Here is a 17,039-nt window from a genome sequence, read left to right on the forward strand (position 1 = left end):
CCATGGAGACGGCGAGGGGCGGGGGCGCACGCCCCCGCCCCTCATCCGTACCGCTACACGTACCGTTCGAGGATCGACGACTCGGCCAGCCGCGACAGGCCCTCGCGCACGCTGCGCGCCCGCGCCTCCCCGACCCCGTCCACCGTCTGGAGATCGTCCACGCTCGCCGCGAGCAGCTTCTGCAGACCGCCGAAGTGCTCCACCAGCCGGTCGATGATCGCCCCGGGCAGCCTCGGCACCTTCGCCAGCAGCCGGAACCCGCGCGGCGAGACCGCGGAGTCCAGCGTCTCGGGGGAGCCGCTGTAACCCAGGGCCCGCGCCACGACGGGCAGTTCGAGCAGCTCGGTGTGGGACAGCGCGTCCAGCTCGGTGAGCGCCTCCGCCACCGTGCGCGACCGCTTGGCGGTCGGCTCCGGCACGTAGTCGCGCACGACCAGCTCGCGCTCCGGCTCCACGCCCGCGATCAACTCGTCGAGCTGGAGCGAGAGGAGCCGGCCGTCGGTGCCCAGCTCCACGACGTACTCGGCGATCTCGGTCGCGATCCGGCGCACCATCTCAAGACGCTGCGCGACGGCCGTCACGTCCCGGACGGTCACCAGGTCCTCGATCTCCAGGGCGGAGAGCGTGCCGGCCACCTCGTCGAGCCGGAGCTTGTAGCGCTCCAGGGTGGCGAGGGCCTGGTTGGCGCGCGAGAGGATCGCGGCGGACTCCTCCAGGACCCGGCGCTGCCCGTGCACGTACAGCGCGATGAGGTGCATCGACTGCGAGACCGAGACCACCGGGAAACTGCACTGCCGGGAGACCCGGTCCGCCGTGCGGTGGCGGGTGCCGGTCTCCTCCGTGGGGATGGACGCGTCCGGCACCAGCTGTACGCCGGCGCGCAGGATCTTCGTCATGTCCTTGTCGAGGATCAACGCCCCGTCGAGCTTGGCCAGCTCTCGCAGCCGGGTCGCGGTGAATTCCACGTCCAGCACGAAGCCGCCGGTGCACATCGACTCGACGGTCCTGTCCATGCCGAGCACGATCAGCCCGCCGGTGTTGCCACGGAGAATGCGCTCCAGGCCGTCCCGCAGGGCCGTTCCGGGCGCGACGGCACTCAACGAGGCGCGCATCAGCGCCTCGTTACCGGTGCCTTGGCCGGACTTTCCGGGCGATGCTGCCCGGTCGCTGGCTGCCACTGCACTCCTCCGGTCACAGGTTTGCGGTGCCCTCGGGGCCCCTCCTCCGGATCGGGCACGATCCGAACGAAACACCCCACGTCCCTCGTACCGTTCGTACGGACGGGCGAGACCAGGGCAAAGTCTACCGGCGTGCGCCGTCCTCCTGCGGGGCCTGTGTACGAGACCGACGCGGGAGGACTCTCAGCGCGTCGCCCATGTTGGCGACTTCCGTGACCTTCATACCGGCCGGGACCTTCCCCGGATCGGTCGGCACCAGCGCGTGTGTGAAGCCCAGACGGTGCGCCTCCGCCAGTCTGCGCTGGACCCCCGTGACCCGTCTGACCTCGCCCGCGAGCCCCACCTCACCGATCGCCACAAGATTCTTGGGCAGCGGTGTGTCACTCGCCGCACTGGCCAGGGCCAGCGCGATCGCGAGGTCCGCGGCGGGCTCGGTGAGCTTCACGCCGCCGACCGTCGCGCTGTAGATGTCCCGCTTGCCGAGCGCGCTGATCCGGCCGCGCTGCTCCAGCACCGCCAGCATCATCGACACCCTGGACGTCTCAAGACCCGAGGTGGTGCGCCGGGGCGACGGGATCTGCGAGTCCACCGTGAGCGCCTGCACCTCCGCGACCAGGGGGCGCTTGCCTTCGAGCGTGACGGTCAGGCAGGTGCCGGGCACGGGTTCGTCGCGCCGGGTGAGGAAGAGGCCGGACGGATCCGCGAGGCCGGTGATGCCCTCGTCGTGGAGCTCGAAGCAGCCGACCTCGTCGGTCGCCCCGTACCGGTTCTTCACGCCGCGTACGAGCCGCAGCCGGGCATGGCGGTCGCCCTCGAAGGACAGCACCACGTCGACCAGGTGCTCCAGCAGCCGGGGCCCGGCGATGGCCCCGTCCTTGGTGACGTGACCGACCAGGAGGGTGGCCATGCCGCGCTCCTTGGAGGCCCGGATGAGCGCGCCGGCGACCTCGCGGACCTGCGCCATCCCGCCGGGCGCGCCCTCGATCTCGGGCGAGGCCACGGTCTGTACGGAGTCCAGGACGAGCAGGGACGGCTTGACCGCGTCCAGGTGGCCGAGGACCGCCGACAGATCCGTCTCCGCGGCCAGGTACAGGTGGTCGTTGATCGCCCGGATCCGGTCGGCCCGCATCCGGACCTGGCTGGCGGACTCCTCGGCGGTGACGTAGAGCGTGCGGTGCTCGTCGCTCGCGGCCTTGGCCGCCACGTCCAGCAGCAGGGTGGACTTGCCGACGCCCGGCTCGCCCGCCAGCAGCACCACGGCACCGGGCACCAGACCGCCGCCCAGCACCCGGTCCAGCTCACCGACGCCGGTCGAGCGGGCGGTGGCCTGCCTGCTGTCCACCTGGCCGATCGGGAGCGCCGCGGTGGAGACGCGGCCGGCCGCCGTGGTCCGTACGGCGGGGGCGCCGCCGAACTCCTCGACCGTCCCCCACGCCTGGCACTCGGGGCAGCGGCCGAGCCACTTGGCGGTCGTCCAGCCGCATTCCGTGCAGCGGTAGGACGGCCGGTCCTTCGCGGATTTCGTACGGGTGGCCATGGCGCCACCGTATAGGTGGCCTCGGACAGTGCCGTCCGGGGCGGTGCGTGGAGGGGTGCGCGCGCGGGCGTACGCCCCCTCGCGCACCGCTCCGGGACGCCCGGAACCGGGAATCCGGCCCGATCCCGGCCCGACCCGGTCCCGATCCTGTCCGCTTTCACGCGATACGTTCACCCGAAAGGGTTAAATCTACCCAAGGGGCACTAGGGGTGGCCCCCGTTCTGCCTACGGTCGCAAGGTGACGAGCAGCAGGCTGGAGACACCCGCGAGCACCCCCGGCGCACACCGGACGCAGCATCGTGCGCCCCACTCCTCACCGAAGAAGCCGCCTGCCCGTTACGAGCCGTACCTCGACGGTCTGTTCACCTACTGCCTCTCCGTGCTCTGCGACCACGACGCCGCCACCGACGCGCTCGGCGGTGTCCTCGCACTGGCGGAACGGCAGGGCGGACGGTGTCCCTCGGACGAGGAGGAACGTAAAACCTGGCTGTACGCGCTGGCCAGGTGGACGTGCCTGCGCAGGCTCACCGAGCAGAAGCAGGGCCGCCAGGCCCACCGCCGGCACGACAAGGCCGTGCCGGCGAAGCCGAAGGGGAACCGTGGCGCCCCGGCCGTCCAGCTCCAGGGAGCGCGCGCGGGACGGCGTACGCCCCCCACGGCCGCCCACATCACGAAGGCGCCGGCCGCGCCGTCCCGGCCCACGCCACCGCAGCCCCAGCCCGCGCAGCCCCAGCCCGCCCCGGCCCCGGCTCCCGCCCCCGAGAGCCCCGCGGCCGTCGAGGCGCACCGCCGCGAGCTGGCGCGGCTGGCCTGGCCCGAGGCCGCCGGCACCACCCCCGAACAGCGCGAGGCGCTGGAGCTCGCGGTACGGCACCGCCTCACCCCGGTCGCGGTCGCCGCGGTCCTGGGCCTGGAGACCGCCGCCGCCAGGGAGCTGCTTGCCGCGGCCGCCTGCGAGGTCGAGCGGACCAGGGCCGCCCTCGCGGTCGTCGAGTCGGGCGGCTGCCCCTCGGCGGGCCGCCTCACGGGCGACCGGCGCGTGCTGCTCTCCGCCACCCTGCGCCGCGAGCTCGTACGGCACGTGGACGACTGCCCGCGCTGCCGTCGCACCGCAGAACGGGCCGACGCCGAGGGCCCGTGGCCGGGCGCGGCCGTCACCCCGGCCGCCGCGCTGGCGGTCGTCGAGGCGCCGCGACCGTCCGCCTATGTGGCGATGATCCACGCCCAGAAGCACCAGAAGAATCGGTCCGCCACTCCCCGGTTCGACCGGGCGGGCTTCCCGATGGACCCCAAGGACCACGCCGCGCGCCGGGACCGGCTGCGCTCCAGGGTCATGACGACGACGGTCGTCGCCACGGTCGTCGCCGCCCCGGTGATCGCCCTGTGGTCCGCCTACCGGGGCGCACCGCTCACCGGCGAGGGGCACGACGGGGCCTCGGTCACCGCGACGGAGACGGACGGCAGCGGCCGCGGCGACCCGTACGAGCGCTACGAGAACGCGGGCAACGCCAGCCCCGAGTCCGGCTCCCGTTTCACCGACGACGGCCGCCCGGACGTCTCGGCCGAGGTCATCAGCGTCGACACACGGCCCGGCCCCGGCGGGGGACGGCACCGCGCGGGCGGCCTCACCGTAGAGGCGCGCCTCTACGGTTCCACCACGATGATCACGCTGACCGCGTCGAAAGCCGGCCCGGTCGCCTGGTCGGCCCGCACCGGCGCGTCCTGGCTGCGCCTCAGCAGCACCTCCGGGAAGCTCGCGGCGGGCGGCAGCGTCACGATCCGGGTCCTCGTCGACCACGGGCGCGAACCTGCCTCCCGCTGGACGGCACGGGTCGCGCTCGCCCCGTCGGGCTCCGTCGTCGCGATCCACGGCAACGGCGGGAGGCGCCCGTCGGGCGTCAGGCCGCACCCCTCGAACCCGCCGCAGCCGAGCCGCTCCGTCCACCCGCGCCCCCCGGTGCCGTCGGACCCGTCACCGTCCTCACCGGATCCCACGGAACCGACACCGGACCCGACGGACCCCACGACGACACCGACGGACCCGACGGATCCCACCACGACACCGACGGACCCGGGCGGGCCGAGCCCGTCCCCGGACCCGCCGGACCCGACCGGCCCGGGAGAGAGCCCGAGCGCCCCGCCCCCGGCGGACTGAGCGGACCCCCCGTACAACCCCGAACGGAGAACCGCGGGTACTACGCCGGATCGGCCGGGTGGGGCGCCATCGGCAGCAGCGAGGAGAGCCGCTCCTCGCACAGCCCGACCAGCCGGTCGTACGCCTCCTTGCCCATCAGCTCGGTCAGCTCGGGGCGGTACGACACGTACACCGGCTCCCCGGCCCCGTGCGCGGAGGTCGCGGAGGTGCACCACCAGTGCAGGTCATGGCCGCCGGGACCCCAGCCCCTGCGGTCGTACTCACCGATCGTCACCTGGAGCACCCGGGTGTCGTCGGGCCGGTCGATCCAGTCGTACGTACGCCGGACCGGCAGCTGCCAGCACACGTCCGGCTTGGTCTCCAGGGGCTCCTTGCCCTCCCGCAGCGCCAGGATGTGCAGCGAGCAGCCCGCCCCGGCCGCGAAGCCGGGCCGGTTCTGGAAGATGCACGAACCCTCCCAGCGCCGGGTCTGGCGCTCCCCGTCGTCATCGGTCTGCACCCAGCCCGACTCCGTACCCACGTCGTGGAACTGCCACAGGTCCGGGGTCAGCCGCGCCACGTTCTCCGCGACCCGCTTCTCGTCGTCCTCGTCCGAGAAGTGGGCGCCCAGCGTGCAGCACCCGTCGTCCGCGCGACCGGCCTGGATGCCCTGGCAGCCGCTGCCGAAGATGCAGGTCCACCTGGACGTCAGCCAGGTCAGATCGCAGCGGAAGACCTGCTCGTCGTCGGCGGGGTCCGGGAATTCCACCCAGGCCCGCGCGAAGTCGATCCCCGTCTCGTCGGACCCGCCGGGTCCCTCTGCTTCCGCCTGCCGCATCTCCTGCTTCGTTTTCTGCTTCTTCGTGACTTTGTCCGGCTTCGCCTTTTTCGTCTTTGGCACGCGCCCAGAGTAAGGCGGCAGGCGGCAGTAGCGTTCTGCGTATGAGACTCGGAGTCCTCGACGTGGGGTCGAACACGGTTCATCTGCTGGTGGTCGACGCGCACCCCGGCGCCCGCCCGCTGCCCGCGCACTCGCACAAGGCGGAGCTGCGGCTGGCCGAACTCCTGGACGAGGACGGCGCGATCGGCCCGCTCGGCGTGGACCGGCTGGTGGCGACGGTCACCGGCGCGGCACAGGCGGCGGAGGACAAGGGCTGCGAGGACGTGCTGGCCTTCGCCACCTCCGCGGTACGGGAGGCGAGCAACGCCGACACCGTGCTGGCCCGGGTGCGGGCCGAGACCGGCATCGACCTCACCGTCCTCAGCGGCGCGGAGGAGGCCCGGCTCACCTTCCTCGCCGCCCGCCGCTGGTTCGGCTGGTCGGCGGGCAAGCTGCTGGTCCTGGACATCGGCGGGGGCTCGCTGGAGATCGCGTACGGCATCGACGAGGAGCCGGACGCCGCCGTCTCACTGCCGCTCGGCGCCGGCCGGCTCACGGCCGGCTGGCTGCGGGGCGATCCGCCGGACCCGGTGGAGGTGCGGGCGCTGCGCCGGCACGTCCGGGCGAGGATCGCCCGCAGCGTCGGTGAGTTCACCCGGTTCGGCCGCCCCGACCACGTCGTGGCCACCTCCAAGACCTTCAAACAGCTCGCCAGGATCGCCGGCGCCGCCCGCTCCACAGAGGGGCTGTACGTGCAGCGCACCCTCAGCCGCAAGGCGCTGGAGGAGTGGGTGCCGAAGCTCGCCGCGATGACGGTCGAGGAGCGCGGTGGCCTCCCCGGAGTCTCCGACGGACGGTCCGCCCAGCTGCTGGCGGGCGCCCTGGTCGCGGAGGGGGCCATGGACCTGCTGGGCGTCGAGGAGCTGGAGATCTGCCCCTGGGCGCTGCGCGAGGGAGTCATCCTGCGCCGCCTGGACCACCTCCCGACGCAGGACGCGACGGCCCTGGCCTGACGGGCGCCGAGTACGGCCGCGGCCTGACGGGTGCGGAGGGGCCATGGCCCTTCTCACTTTCAGCCGGGCTCCCTCGGCGTCGCGCACCGGGGCCCGTACGCTGTCTGCGTGGCAGAACCAGTGGTGCGCGTCCCGGATGCGAAGGTCGCCCTGTCGACGGCCTCCGTCTACCCGGAGTCGACGGCGACGGCCTTCGAGATCGCCGCGCGCCTGGGGTACGACGGCGTCGAGGTCATGGTCTGGACCGACCCGGTCAGCCAGGACATCGAGGCGCTGCGCCGGCTCTCGGACTACCACCAGGTGCCGATACTGGCCGTGCACGCCCCCTGCCTGCTGATCACCCAGCGCGTCTGGTCCACCGACCCCTGGGTCAAGCTCCAGCGGGCCCGCGCCGCCGCCGAGAAGCTCGGCGCCTCGACCGTGGTGGTCCACCCGCCGTTCCGCTGGCAGCGGCAGTACGCGCGTGACTTCGTCACCGGGATCTGGCGAATGGCGGACGAGACGGACGTCCGGTTCGCCGTCGAGAACATGTACCCGTGGCGCTACCGGGACCGGGAGATGCTCGCGTACGCCCCCGACTGGGACGTCACCAACGACGACTACCGGCACTTCACCGTGGACCTCTCGCACACCGCGACCGCCCGCACGGACGGCATGGCCATGGTCGACCGGATGGGCGACCGGCTGGCCCACGTCCACCTCGCCGACGGCAAGGGCTCCGGCAAGGACGAGCACCTGGTGCCGGGCCGGGGCGACCAGCCCTGCGCCGAGCTCCTTGAGCGGCTGGCCCGTACCGGCTTCGGCGGCCACGTCGTCGTCGAGGTCAACACCCGCCGGGCGATGTCCACCGCCGAACGCGAGGCCGACCTGGCCGAGGCGCTGGCCTTCACCCGGCTGCACCTCGCGTCGTCCTCCGCCCCGTCGCCGCGCCCGTGACCGAGGGCGACGGGAACCAGGCCCCGCCCCCCAGACGCCGCGGCCGCCCCTCCCGCACGGAGGCGAAGACCGGCCCCGGCGCCCGCACCCGCATCCTGGAGGCGGCCCGCACCGAGTTCTCCGAGCGCGGCTACGACAAGACGTCCGTCCGGGGCATCGCGAAGGCGGCGGGCGTGGACGCGGCCCTGGTCCACCACTACTTCGGTACGAAGGACGAGGTGTTCGCCGCCGCGATCGAGCTCTCCTTCGAACCCGCCCTGGTGATCCCGGACATCCTGGGCAGCAGCACGGAGGGCCTGGGGGAGCGGCTGGCCGGCTACTTCATCGGAGTGTGGGAGAACCCGGCGTCCAGGGCCCCGCTGCTGGCGATCATGCGTTCCGCGATGACCCACGAGGCGGCGGCGAAGGTCCTGCGCGTCTTCGTACTGCGACGCCTGCTGGACCGCATCGCCGACCAGCTGGACGTCCCCGACGCCACCTTCCGCGCGGAGCTGGCCGCTTCGCACATGGTGGGGATCGCGGTGCTGCGCTACGTGATCCGGGCGGAGCCGCTCGCCTCCGCGGACCCGCAGAAGATCATCGCGATGGTGGGCCCCACGTTGCAGCGCTACCTGACTGAGGCGTGACCGTTCCGGGGGCTCCGCCCCCGCACTCCCGCTCCTCGAACGCCGGAGGGGCTGAATCTCGCCCCGATCCCGGATACCGGACACCCCGTCCAGATCCTGGCCCCACAGGCGTACGCTCGGAACCAGTCTTTTCTGTCGAAGGAGCGAGAGACGATGCCCCAGCTGAGGTCCCGCACTGTCACCCACGGCCGCAACATGGCGGGCGCGCGCGCCCTTATGCGCGCCTCGGGCGTAGCGAGCGAGGACATCGGCAAGCCGATCATCGCGGTCGCCAACTCCTTCACGGAGTTCGTCCCGGGCCACACCCACCTCGCCCCCGTCGGCCGGATCGTCTCCGAGGCGATCCTGGCCGCGGGCGCCGTCCCCCGCGAGTTCAACACCATCGCGGTCGACGACGGCATCGCGATGGGTCACGCCGGGATGCTCTACAGCCTCCCGTCCCGCGACCTCATCGCCGACTCCGTCGAGTACATGGTCGAGGCGCACTGCGCGGACGCGCTGATCTGCATCTCGAACTGCGACAAGATCACCCCCGGCATGCTGATGGCCGCGATGCGCCTCAACATCCCCACGGTCTTCGTCTCCGGCGGCCCGATGGAGGCCGGCAAGGCCACCCTCGTCGACGGCACGGTCCGCAAGCTCGACCTGGTCAACGCGATCAGCGACGCGGTCGACGAGAGCATCTCCGACGAGGACATGCTCCGCATCGAGGAGAACGCCTGCCCCACCTGCGGCAGCTGTTCCGGCATGTTCACCGCCAACTCGATGAACTGCCTGACCGAGGTCCTCGGCCTCTCCCTCCCCGGCAACGGCTCCGTCCTCGCCACGCACACCGCCCGCAGGGCGCTGTACGAGGAGGCCGGCCGCACGGTCGTCGACATCACCAGGCGCTACTACGAGCAGGACGACGAGACGGTCCTGCCGCGCGCCATCGGCACCCGCGCCGCGTTCGACAACGCGATGGCGCTCGACATCGCCATGGGCGGCTCGACCAACACGATCCTGCACCTGCTCGCCGCCGCGGAGGAGGCGGAGCTGGCGTACAACCTCGACGACATCAACGAGGTCTCGCGCCGGGTCCCGTGCCTCGCCAAGGTCGCGCCCAACGTGGCGCCCGGCGGTACGTACTACATGGAGGACATCCACCGGGCCGGCGGCATCCCCGCCATCCTCGGTGAGCTGAACCGCGGCGGACTGCTCAACGAGGACGTGCACTCCGTGCACTCCGACACCCTCGCCGAGTGGCTGAAGAACTGGGACATCCGGGGCGGCTCACCGTCGCCGGAGGCCGTCGAGCTGTGGCACGCCGCCCCCGGCTGCGTCCGTTCCGCGACCGCCTTCTCGCAGTCCGAGCGCTGGGACACCCTCGACCTGGACGCGGCGGGCGGCTGCATCCGCGACATGGCGCACGCCTACTCCAAGGACGGCGGCCTCGCGGTCCTCAAGGGGAACCTCGCGGTGGACGGCTGCGTCGTGAAGACGGCCGGCGTCGACGAGTCGATCTGGACCTTCGAGGGCCCGGCGGTCGTCTGCGAGTCGCAGGAGGACGCCGTCGACAAGATCCTCCGCAAGGAGATCGAGCACGGCGACGTCGTCGTCATCCGCTACGAGGGCCCGCGCGGCGGCCCCGGCATGCAGGAGATGCTCTACCCGACCTCCTTCCTCAAGGGCCGGGGCCTCGGCAAGACCTGCGCACTGGTCACCGACGGCCGCTTCTCCGGCGGCACGTCGGGCCTCTCCATCGGCCACGCCTCTCCGGAGGCGGCGTCGGGCGGCACCATCGCGCTCGTCGAGGACGGCGACCGGATCCGGATCGACATCCCGAACCGCTCGATCGAGCTCCTGGTCGCGGAGGACGAGCTGGCCACCCGCCGGGAGGCGCTGAACGGCGTCTACGCGCCGAAGAACCGCGACCGCAAGATCTCGACGGCGCTGCGCGCCTACGCGGCCATGGCGACGAGCGCGGACCGGGGCGCCGTCCGCGACGTCTCCAAGCTCGGCTGACACCCGCATCCGCAAGATCCCGCTCCACCGTCCGGCCCCTCTCGCGAGGGGCCGGACGCGTTTGCGGCCCCGCCCGTCGTGGCCCGAGAACGACTCCGTGTGACCGGTCGATCGCAGTAAGCTCGCCCCCTTGCCATGTATGACCATGATTGGGGGAGTATGCGAACTTCCGTACGCAGCTCAGTAGTCATCGCGTCAGCCGTCACCGCCCTCGCGGCACTGGCCGCTGTCCCGGCCGGTGCGGCGTCGGCTGCACCCACACCGATCGCGCCCGCGCCGGCCGCCGCCACCCCGGCCGGCGTCTGCGGATCCGGGTACACCCAGATCGACTCGCACGTGTTCAAGGACTCGTCGGCCGAACTGGCCCGCGTCTACCTGCTCTACAACGCGAGCACCAAGTTCAACTGCGTGGTGACCTTCCACGCCGCCGCCACCGAGGGCAAGGCGCTGACCACCGGCGCCTGGCTCGACGTCGACGGGGACGGCAAGGAGCAGGTCAAGGACCAGGGGCGGTACTCCTCGTACGCGGGCCCGGTCCGCCTGGCCGCCGGCAGCCACTGCGTGAAGTGGGGCGGCATGATCGAGACGGCCGCCGGTACGTACGCGTACACGAGCCCGTGGAGCCACTGCGGCTGACGCACGACGGCGTCGCGCCCGCTCCCCCTCGGAAGCGGGCGCGACGCCACCTCCCCGGCCCTGGGACAATCGATCCTGTGAGCGAGAACAGCGAGACCCCCGACGACATCGCGCCCGGCACCACCGAGTCCGCGACGGCGCCCGCCGGTGCCTCCGCGACCGCCCCCGGTCCGCAGCCCGAGCCCATCCGCTTCTTCGGCACGACCTGGGTCGCCCACGACGGCAACTACGGTCTGCGCCGCGTCGGGGTCGCCGTCGGTTCGCTCGCCGCGGCCGCCGTGTCCTGCTTCGTGCTGCGGTTCGCCTACCAGGGGCTGGAGATCGCCGACGTCGGCAGCTTCGTCGGGGTCCTGGTGGTCCTGATGTTCGCCGTCTGCAGTGCGATCGCCTTCCGCAAGACGTGGGAGGGCTTCAGCAGCCGCCCGGCCGACCCCGCCCGCGAGGACACTCTGCGCGGCCTCAAGACCATCGGCTTCATCGGCGGGCTGCTCGCCTACTTCATCCGTACGTTCTCCGAGGCCCCGGGCGAGAAGCTCCGGCGTACGGAGTACGAGGCGGCGCAGGTCCGGTACGCGAAGCGCCGGTCGTCCCGCACCGGAAATCCGGCGGCCCGCAAGACGGCCAAGGCGAATGCGGCCAAGGCGAAGAAGGCCCGCCGCAAGTAACGCGCCGCAAGTAAACGCCTCGGGTAACGCGCCACGCCGAGGCGGGCCCCTGGCCGTGGCAGGGCAGCCGAGGCCACGATGGCCACATGGCCACTACACATACCCCGGACCCCAGCCCGCCCCCGCACTCCGCGCCCCCGCGCGCCCTGTCGTTCGACCGTGCCGCCGCCCAGTACGGCGCCGCCCGCCCCGGCTATCCGGACGCCCTCCTGGACGCCGTGGAGGAGCTCGCCGGCCGGCCGCTGCGAGGTGCCCGCGCCCTCGACGTCGGGGCCGGCACCGGCATCTCGACCCGCCGTCTCCGTGACCGGGGCGCCGTCGTCGTCGCCGTGGAACCGGGCCCCGGGATGGCGGCGGAGCTGCGCAGGACCCTGCCGGACGTCCCGCTGGTACGGGGCGACGGCAACAGCCTCCCCTTCGCCGACGCATCGGCCGACCTGATCACGTACGCCCAGTCCTGGCACTGGACCGACTCCGCCCGCGCCGCCCCCGAGGCCATGCGCGTCCTGCGGCCGGGCGGCGCGCTGGCCCTGTGGTGGAACGTCGCCGACCCCGACGTCGGCTGGATCGCGGAGCAGGGTGAGCGGCTGCTCGGCTTCTTCACCGCCGAGGTGCCCGAGCTCGCCGGCCCCCGAGTGGCGGCCGGACCCGCGGCGGGCGGCACCGGTGCCCACGGCTCGCCCGTATCCGCCCGTGACCTGCCGGCCGGGCTGACGTTCGTACACCGCAGGGTGCCCTGGACCCGGAGCGTCCCCCTGGACACCCACCTCGCCAACCTCGGCAGCCACTCCGCCTTCCTGGTCCTCGGCGACGAGCCCGCCTCGCGCTTCCTCTCCGAGGAGCGCGAACACCTCGCACGGCGCTTCCCGGACGGCGTGGTGGAGGAGACGTACGTCGTCGAGCTGAGCGTGACCATCCGCTGAACCGGTGGGCGCGGAGGCCGTGGGCCCTTGACGGAAGAACCTCACCGCGACAAAATTCATCACATGATGAATTCTTCGGGTGCCGCCATCGAGGCCCGCGGCCTCACGGTCGTACGGGGCAACCGCACCGTCCTCAAAGGCCTCGGCTTCACCGTCGAACTCGGCAGGATCACCGGCCTCCTCGGCCCCTCCGGCTGCGGCAAATCCACCCTGATGCGAGCCGTCGTCGGCACCCAGGCCAAGGTCACCGGCACCCTCGACGTCCTGGGCAGCCCGGCCGGCCACCCCGGCCTGCGGCCACGGATCGGGTACGTCACGCAGGCGCCGTCCGTCTACACCGACCTCACCGTCCGGCAGAACCTCGACTACTTCGCGGCGATCCTGCGACCGGGCCGCCGGCACCGCGACGCCCGCCGCGAAGCCGTCACCCGGGCCATCACGGAGACCGACCTGACCAGCCACTCCGACGCCCTCGCCGGCACCCTCTCCGGCGGCCAGCGCACCCGTGTCTCCCTCGCCGTGGCGCTGCTCGGTACCCCCGAACTGCTCGTCCTCGACGAGCCCACCGTCGGCCTGGACCCGGTGCTCCGGCGCGATCTGTGGAGCCTCTTCCACCGCCTCGCCGCAGAGCGGGGCACCACCCTCCTCGTCTCCTCCCACGTCATGGACGAGGCCGAGCGCTGCCACCGCCTCCTCCTCATGCGCGAGGGCGAGATCCTCGCCGACGACACCCCGGAGGCGCTGCGCACCGCCGCCCGCACCGAGACCGTCGAAGAAGCCTTCCTCCACCTGGTCGACGCGGCCACCGGCCGTCAGGAGAACGCCCGATGAGCACGAACACCACCGCACCCCTGAGCGCCGCCCGCACCCTGGCCACCGCCGCCCGCGTCCTGCGCCAGCTGGCACACGACCCCCGCACCATCGGACTGCTCCTGCTGATCCCGGTCGTCATGATCACGCTGCTGCGGTACGTCTTCGACGGCAGCCCGCGCACCTTCGACTCCATCGGCGCCTCACTGCTCGGCATCTTCCCGCTGATCACGATGTTCCTGGTGACCTCGATCGCCACCCTGCGCGAGCGCACCTCGGGCACCCTGGAGCGCCTCCTCGCGATGCCGCTCGGCAAGGGCGACCTGATCGCGGGCTACGCCCTCGCCTTCGGCGCCGTCGCCGTGGTCCAGTCGCTCCTGGCCACCGGCCTCTCGGTGTGGGTGCTCGGCCTCGACGTCACCGGCTCCCCCTGGCTGCTGCTCCTGGTCGCCGTGCTCGACGCCCTGCTCGGCACGGCGCTCGGCCTGTTCGTCTCGGCCTTCGCGGCCTCCGAGTTCCAGGCCGTCCAGTTCATGCCGGCCGTGATCTTCCCGCAGCTCCTGCTCTGCGGACTCTTCATCGCCCGCGACCGGATGGCGCCCGTCCTCGAAGCGATCTCGAACGTACTGCCCATGTCGTACGCCGTGGACGGCATGAACCAGGTCCTCCACCACCCGGACGTCACCGGCGACTTCGTCCGCGACGTCGCGATCGTGGCGGGCTGCGCCCTTCTCGTCCTCGCCCTCGGTGCGGCCACCCTCCGCCGCCGCACCACCTGACGGACCGGTGCGAGGATGGCGGGCACGAGTACCGAGAACAGCCGGCACCGCAAGGGCGTGTTCGAAAGCCCCGCCCGGCCGGCGGCACCGCCCGGAGGGTGAAACCGCATGACCCAGACAGTCGCAGTCCTCGGCACCGGCAAGATCGGCGAGGCCCTGCTCAGCGGCATGATCCGGGCCGGGTGGCGCCCGGCCGACCTGCTCGTCACCACCCGCCGCTCCGAACGCGCGGAGGAGCTCCGCAACCGTTACGGGGTCGACTCCGTCAGCAACGCGGAGGCCGCCGCGCGCGCCGACATCCTGATCCTCGCGGCCAAGCCCCAGGACATGGGCCGCCTCCTCGACGAGCTCTCCGCCCACGTCACCGCGGAGCGCCTGGTCATCAGCGCCGCGGCCGGCATCACGACCGCCTTCATCGAGGACCGCCTCACCGACGGCACCCCGGTCGTCCGGGTCATGCCGAACACCCCCGTCGTGGTCGACGAGGGCATGTCCGTCATCTCCGCGGGCAGCCACGCCACCGGCGCCCACCTCGCCACCGCGGAGGCGATCTTCGGCGGCGTCGGCAAGACGCTGCGCGTCCCGGAGTCCCAGCAGGACGCCGCCACCGCGCTCTCCGGCTCGGGCCCGGCGTACTTCTACTTCCTCGTCGAGGCGATGACGGACGCCGGAATCCTGCTCGGCCTGCCCCGCGCCCAGGCCCACGACCTGATCGTCCAGGCCGCCATCGGCGCCGCCGTGATGCTCCGGGACAGCGGCGAGCACCCGGTCAAGCTCCGCGAAGCCGTCACCAGCCCGGCAGGCACCACGATCAGCGCCATCCGCGAACTGGAGAACCACGGCGTACGCGCCGCCCTCATCGCCGCCCTCGAAGCCGCCCGCGACCGCAGCCGCGAACTCGCCTCCGGCAACGGCTGAGCTACTCCGCGGCGGCAGCGATCAGCTCCGCACTGCGCACCACCTTCGCGAACCCACCGCCGTGCAGCGACACGGCGGTGGCCCGCGCCAGCTCCTCCGCGCCCATCGTCCAGCCGAACGGCCCGGTCCCGTCGAAGGTGTACGTCGCGTCGAGCGCGAAGAACACCTCGTACCCGAGGTTCCCCGCCATCCGGGCCGTCGTCTCCGCGCACATGTTGGTCTGGATACCGGCCACCACGATCTGCCGCACCCCGCCACCGCGCAGCCAGTCCGCCAGATCCGGCGTCCCGTAGAACGCCGAGTTCACGCTCTTCGTCAGAAACAGCTCGGGCCCGTCCCCCTTGCCCCGCCGCTCCTCCACGTACGCCTTGAAGCCGTTGCCCGGATACCCCACCCGCAACGGCGAATCCGGCTTGGGCGAGTCATGCCGTACGAAGACGACCGGCCGCCCGCTCGCCTGCCAGGCATCGATCAGCCCGGCGATGTTCCCGTCCGCGGACGGATTGTTCCGCGGCCCCCAGTACGCCTCCTCCTCGAAGCCCTCCTGCACGTCCACGACTACCAGCGCTGCGTTCTCCGCGATCTCCATGACCCCTATGCTTCCGCGCGGCCACCCGTCCGCCCAGAGGTCACAAAGCCATCGATCGATGCTTTACTGCCAGCATGGCCGCCGCCCCCGTCCCCGCCGCCCCCACCCGGATCGCTCTCGTCTCCTTTCCGGGCATCCGCGCGTTCGACGTCTCGGTCATCACGGAGGTCTGGGGCGTGGACCGGACGGACCGCGGCGCCCCGCCGTTCGAGCTGCGCCGCACCGCGGCCGCCACCACCCCCATCCCCCTGCGCGGCGGACTCTCCCTCACCCCCGACCGCACGCTGAGCTGGCTGACCCGAGCCGACCTGATCGTCGTTCCGGGGCTGGACGACCATGTGACGCCGGCGCCCGAACCTGTCCTGGAAGCGCTGCGCCGCGCCCATACCCGGGGCACGCCGATCGCCGCGCTCTGCGGAGGCGCCTTCACCCTCGCCCAGGCCGGCCTCCTCGACGGCAGACGAGCGGTCACCCACTGGAACCTCACGGAGCTCCTGCGCACCCGCCACCCCGGCGTCACCGTCGTACCCGACGCCCTCTTCGTGCACGACGACAATCTCTGGACCTCGGCGGGCACCGCGGCCGGCATCGACCTCTGCCTCCACCTCGTCCGCACGGTCCACGGCGCCGAGACCGCGGCGACGATCGCCCGTTCGATGGTCACCGCCCCGTTCCGCACCGGCACCCAGGCGCAGTTCATCGAGCACCCGACCCCGCACACGGACCGCGACGCGGACACCCTCGCGGCCGTACGCGCCTTCGCCCTGACCCATCTGGCCGAACCTCACACGGTGGCGGAGCTCGCCGACCGCGCCGGCATGTCCCCGCGCTCCTTCGCCCGCCACTTCCAGGCGACCACCGGCACGACACCGTTGCGCTGGCTGATCACCCAACGCGCCGCGGCAGCTCAGAAGCTGCTGGAGCGCACCGATCTGCCCCTCCCGGAGGTGGCCCGCCGCACGGGCTTCGGCAGCGAGATCACCATGCGCCAGCACTTCGCGACCCACCTGGCCACCAGCCCCCGCGACTACCGGCTCGCCTTCCACCGCACCTCGCCGGGGACCGGGGTTGACACGCCCGCACCGCATCCGTAATGTGCTCCGAGTTGTCCGACGTGAGCGCCGACCCCGGTCGGTCCCCGGACAGCCATTCCGCAGTAACCACAACGAACGAGCGACAGCTGTCGCCTGTCTCTGCGTGCGCATTCGCGAAATGAGGAATCCACGTTCGAAGGAACGTGACCCCGATTAGCGTCGGGGCCCCGGATTCCGCTAATGTCTCACTCGTCGGACCGGCCCAACAGCCGGGAAGACAAGCCCCGCTGACTGGGAATCAGGCCCGAAAGGATCTGATAGAGTCGGACTCGCCGGAAAGGGAAACGCGAAAGCGAAGAACTGGAAAGCGAAAATGC

The 17,039-nt window shown here is 72.3% G+C and carries 16 protein-coding genes; 12 read left to right on the plus strand and 4 right to left on the minus strand.

Going from position 1 to position 17,039, the window contains the following annotated elements:
• Positions 1-53 precede the first annotated feature (53 nt).
• Positions 54-1,178 carry a DNA integrity scanning diadenylate cyclase DisA gene (gene disA / locus ACFVQ0_RS35315; RefSeq protein WP_390093273.1) on the minus strand — a complete coding sequence of 375 codons (1,125 nt, stop codon included), beginning with the start codon at positions 1,176-1,178 and terminating at the stop codon, positions 54-56.
• Between the two features lie 124 nt (positions 1,179-1,302).
• Positions 1,303-2,715 carry a DNA repair protein RadA gene (gene radA, locus ACFVQ0_RS35320; protein WP_123525272.1) on the minus strand — a complete coding sequence of 471 codons (1,413 nt, stop codon included), beginning with the start codon at positions 2,713-2,715 and terminating at the stop codon, positions 1,303-1,305.
• 238 nt (positions 2,716-2,953) lie between these two features.
• On the opposite strand from radA, the gene ACFVQ0_RS35325 reads away from it, so the two are divergent.
• On the plus strand, positions 2,954-4,870 hold the full coding sequence (locus ACFVQ0_RS35325) for a hypothetical protein (protein ID WP_390093274.1): 1,917 nt from the start codon (positions 2,954-2,956) through the stop codon (positions 4,868-4,870).
• A gap of 40 nt (positions 4,871-4,910) precedes the next feature.
• On the opposite strand, the gene ACFVQ0_RS35330 is transcribed toward ACFVQ0_RS35325, so the two are convergent.
• The gene (locus ACFVQ0_RS35330) at positions 4,911-5,750 is read right to left on the minus strand and encodes a hypothetical protein (protein ID WP_390093275.1); all 840 of its coding nucleotides are present in this window, start codon (positions 5,748-5,750) and stop codon (positions 4,911-4,913) included.
• Between the two features lie 41 nt (positions 5,751-5,791).
• Between ACFVQ0_RS35330 and ACFVQ0_RS35335 the strand changes: the two genes are divergently transcribed.
• The 10 genes from ACFVQ0_RS35335 to proC all read left to right on the plus strand — a co-directional run bounded on the left by ACFVQ0_RS35335 (position 5,792) and on the right by proC (position 15,039).
• On the plus strand, positions 5,792-6,742 hold the full coding sequence (locus ACFVQ0_RS35335; RefSeq protein ID WP_390093276.1) for a Ppx/GppA family phosphatase: 951 nt from the start codon (positions 5,792-5,794) through the stop codon (positions 6,740-6,742).
• A gap of 120 nt (positions 6,743-6,862) precedes the next feature.
• A complete protein-coding gene (locus ACFVQ0_RS35340; protein ID WP_390093292.1) occupies positions 6,863-7,678 on the plus strand; it encodes a sugar phosphate isomerase/epimerase family protein in 816 nt (271 codons plus the stop codon).
• Complete coding sequence (locus ACFVQ0_RS35345; RefSeq protein WP_390093277.1) at positions 7,675-8,304, plus strand: TetR family transcriptional regulator; 630 nt, start codon at positions 7,675-7,677, stop codon at positions 8,302-8,304. Before ACFVQ0_RS35340 ends, ACFVQ0_RS35345 begins: the two co-directional genes overlap by 4 nt.
• A 153-nt stretch (positions 8,305-8,457) precedes the next feature.
• A complete protein-coding gene (gene ilvD / locus ACFVQ0_RS35350; RefSeq protein WP_390093278.1) occupies positions 8,458-10,308 on the plus strand; it encodes a dihydroxy-acid dehydratase in 1,851 nt (616 codons plus the stop codon).
• 159 nt (positions 10,309-10,467) lie between these two features.
• Positions 10,468-10,944 (plus strand): acetyltransferase, encoded by a 477-nt coding sequence (locus tag ACFVQ0_RS35355; protein WP_390093279.1) that lies wholly within the window; start codon positions 10,468-10,470, stop codon positions 10,942-10,944.
• Between the two features lie 77 nt (positions 10,945-11,021).
• On the plus strand, positions 11,022-11,609 hold the full coding sequence (locus ACFVQ0_RS35360; RefSeq protein WP_390093280.1) for a hypothetical protein: 588 nt from the start codon (positions 11,022-11,024) through the stop codon (positions 11,607-11,609).
• A gap of 86 nt (positions 11,610-11,695) precedes the next feature.
• Positions 11,696-12,532, plus strand: a complete 837-nt coding sequence (locus ACFVQ0_RS35365) for a class I SAM-dependent methyltransferase (RefSeq protein WP_390093281.1) — start codon at positions 11,696-11,698, stop codon at positions 12,530-12,532.
• A gap of 63 nt (positions 12,533-12,595) precedes the next feature.
• Positions 12,596-13,363 (plus strand): ABC transporter ATP-binding protein, encoded by a 768-nt coding sequence (locus ACFVQ0_RS35370; RefSeq protein ID WP_390093282.1) that lies wholly within the window; start codon positions 12,596-12,598, stop codon positions 13,361-13,363.
• Complete coding sequence (locus ACFVQ0_RS35375; protein ID WP_390093283.1) at positions 13,360-14,121, plus strand: ABC transporter permease; 762 nt, start codon at positions 13,360-13,362, stop codon at positions 14,119-14,121. The genes ACFVQ0_RS35370 and ACFVQ0_RS35375 overlap by 4 nt, the downstream gene beginning before the upstream one ends.
• Positions 14,122-14,229: 108 nt before the next feature.
• Positions 14,230-15,039 (plus strand): pyrroline-5-carboxylate reductase, encoded by an 810-nt coding sequence (proC, locus tag ACFVQ0_RS35380; protein ID WP_390093284.1) that lies wholly within the window; start codon positions 14,230-14,232, stop codon positions 15,037-15,039.
• Between the two features lies 1 nt (position 15,040).
• On the opposite strand, the gene ACFVQ0_RS35385 is transcribed toward proC, so the two are convergent.
• Complete coding sequence (locus ACFVQ0_RS35385) at positions 15,041-15,628, minus strand: cysteine hydrolase family protein (protein WP_390093285.1); 588 nt, start codon at positions 15,626-15,628, stop codon at positions 15,041-15,043.
• 74 nt (positions 15,629-15,702) lie between these two features.
• Between ACFVQ0_RS35385 and ACFVQ0_RS35390 the strand changes: the two genes are divergently transcribed.
• Positions 15,703-16,722, plus strand: coding sequence for a GlxA family transcriptional regulator (locus ACFVQ0_RS35390; RefSeq protein WP_390093286.1), 1,020 nt, complete (start codon positions 15,703-15,705; stop codon positions 16,720-16,722).
• The last annotated feature ends 317 nt before the right edge of the window (positions 16,723-17,039 follow it).

It is taken from the genome of Streptomyces sp. NPDC057900 (assembly GCF_042887885.1).
Lineage (GTDB): Bacteria > Actinomycetota > Actinomycetes > Streptomycetales > Streptomycetaceae > Streptomyces.

Bases quoted from the DNA above. Each gene is read 5' to 3' on its own strand.
- radA (WP_123525272.1), bottom strand. From the start codon at position 2,715: ATGGCCACCCGTACGAAATCCGCGAAGGACCGGCCGTCCTACCGCTGC.
- ACFVQ0_RS35335 (WP_390093276.1), top strand. From the start codon at position 5,792: ATGAGACTCGGAGTCCTCGACGTGGGGTCGAACACGGTTCATCTGCTG.
- ilvD (WP_390093278.1), top strand. From the start codon at position 8,458: ATGCCCCAGCTGAGGTCCCGCACTGTCACCCACGGCCGCAACATGGCG.
- ACFVQ0_RS35355 (WP_390093279.1), top strand. From the start codon at position 10,468: ATGCGAACTTCCGTACGCAGCTCAGTAGTCATCGCGTCAGCCGTCACC.
- ACFVQ0_RS35365 (WP_390093281.1), top strand. From the start codon at position 11,696: ATGGCCACTACACATACCCCGGACCCCAGCCCGCCCCCGCACTCCGCG.
- ACFVQ0_RS35370 (WP_390093282.1), top strand. From the start codon at position 12,596: ATGATGAATTCTTCGGGTGCCGCCATCGAGGCCCGCGGCCTCACGGTC.
- ACFVQ0_RS35375 (WP_390093283.1), top strand. From the start codon at position 13,360: ATGAGCACGAACACCACCGCACCCCTGAGCGCCGCCCGCACCCTGGCC.
- proC (WP_390093284.1), top strand. From the start codon at position 14,230: ATGACCCAGACAGTCGCAGTCCTCGGCACCGGCAAGATCGGCGAGGCC.
- ACFVQ0_RS35385 (WP_390093285.1), bottom strand. From the start codon at position 15,628: ATGGAGATCGCGGAGAACGCAGCGCTGGTAGTCGTGGACGTGCAGGAG.
- ACFVQ0_RS35390 (WP_390093286.1), top strand. From the start codon at position 15,703: ATGGCCGCCGCCCCCGTCCCCGCCGCCCCCACCCGGATCGCTCTCGTC.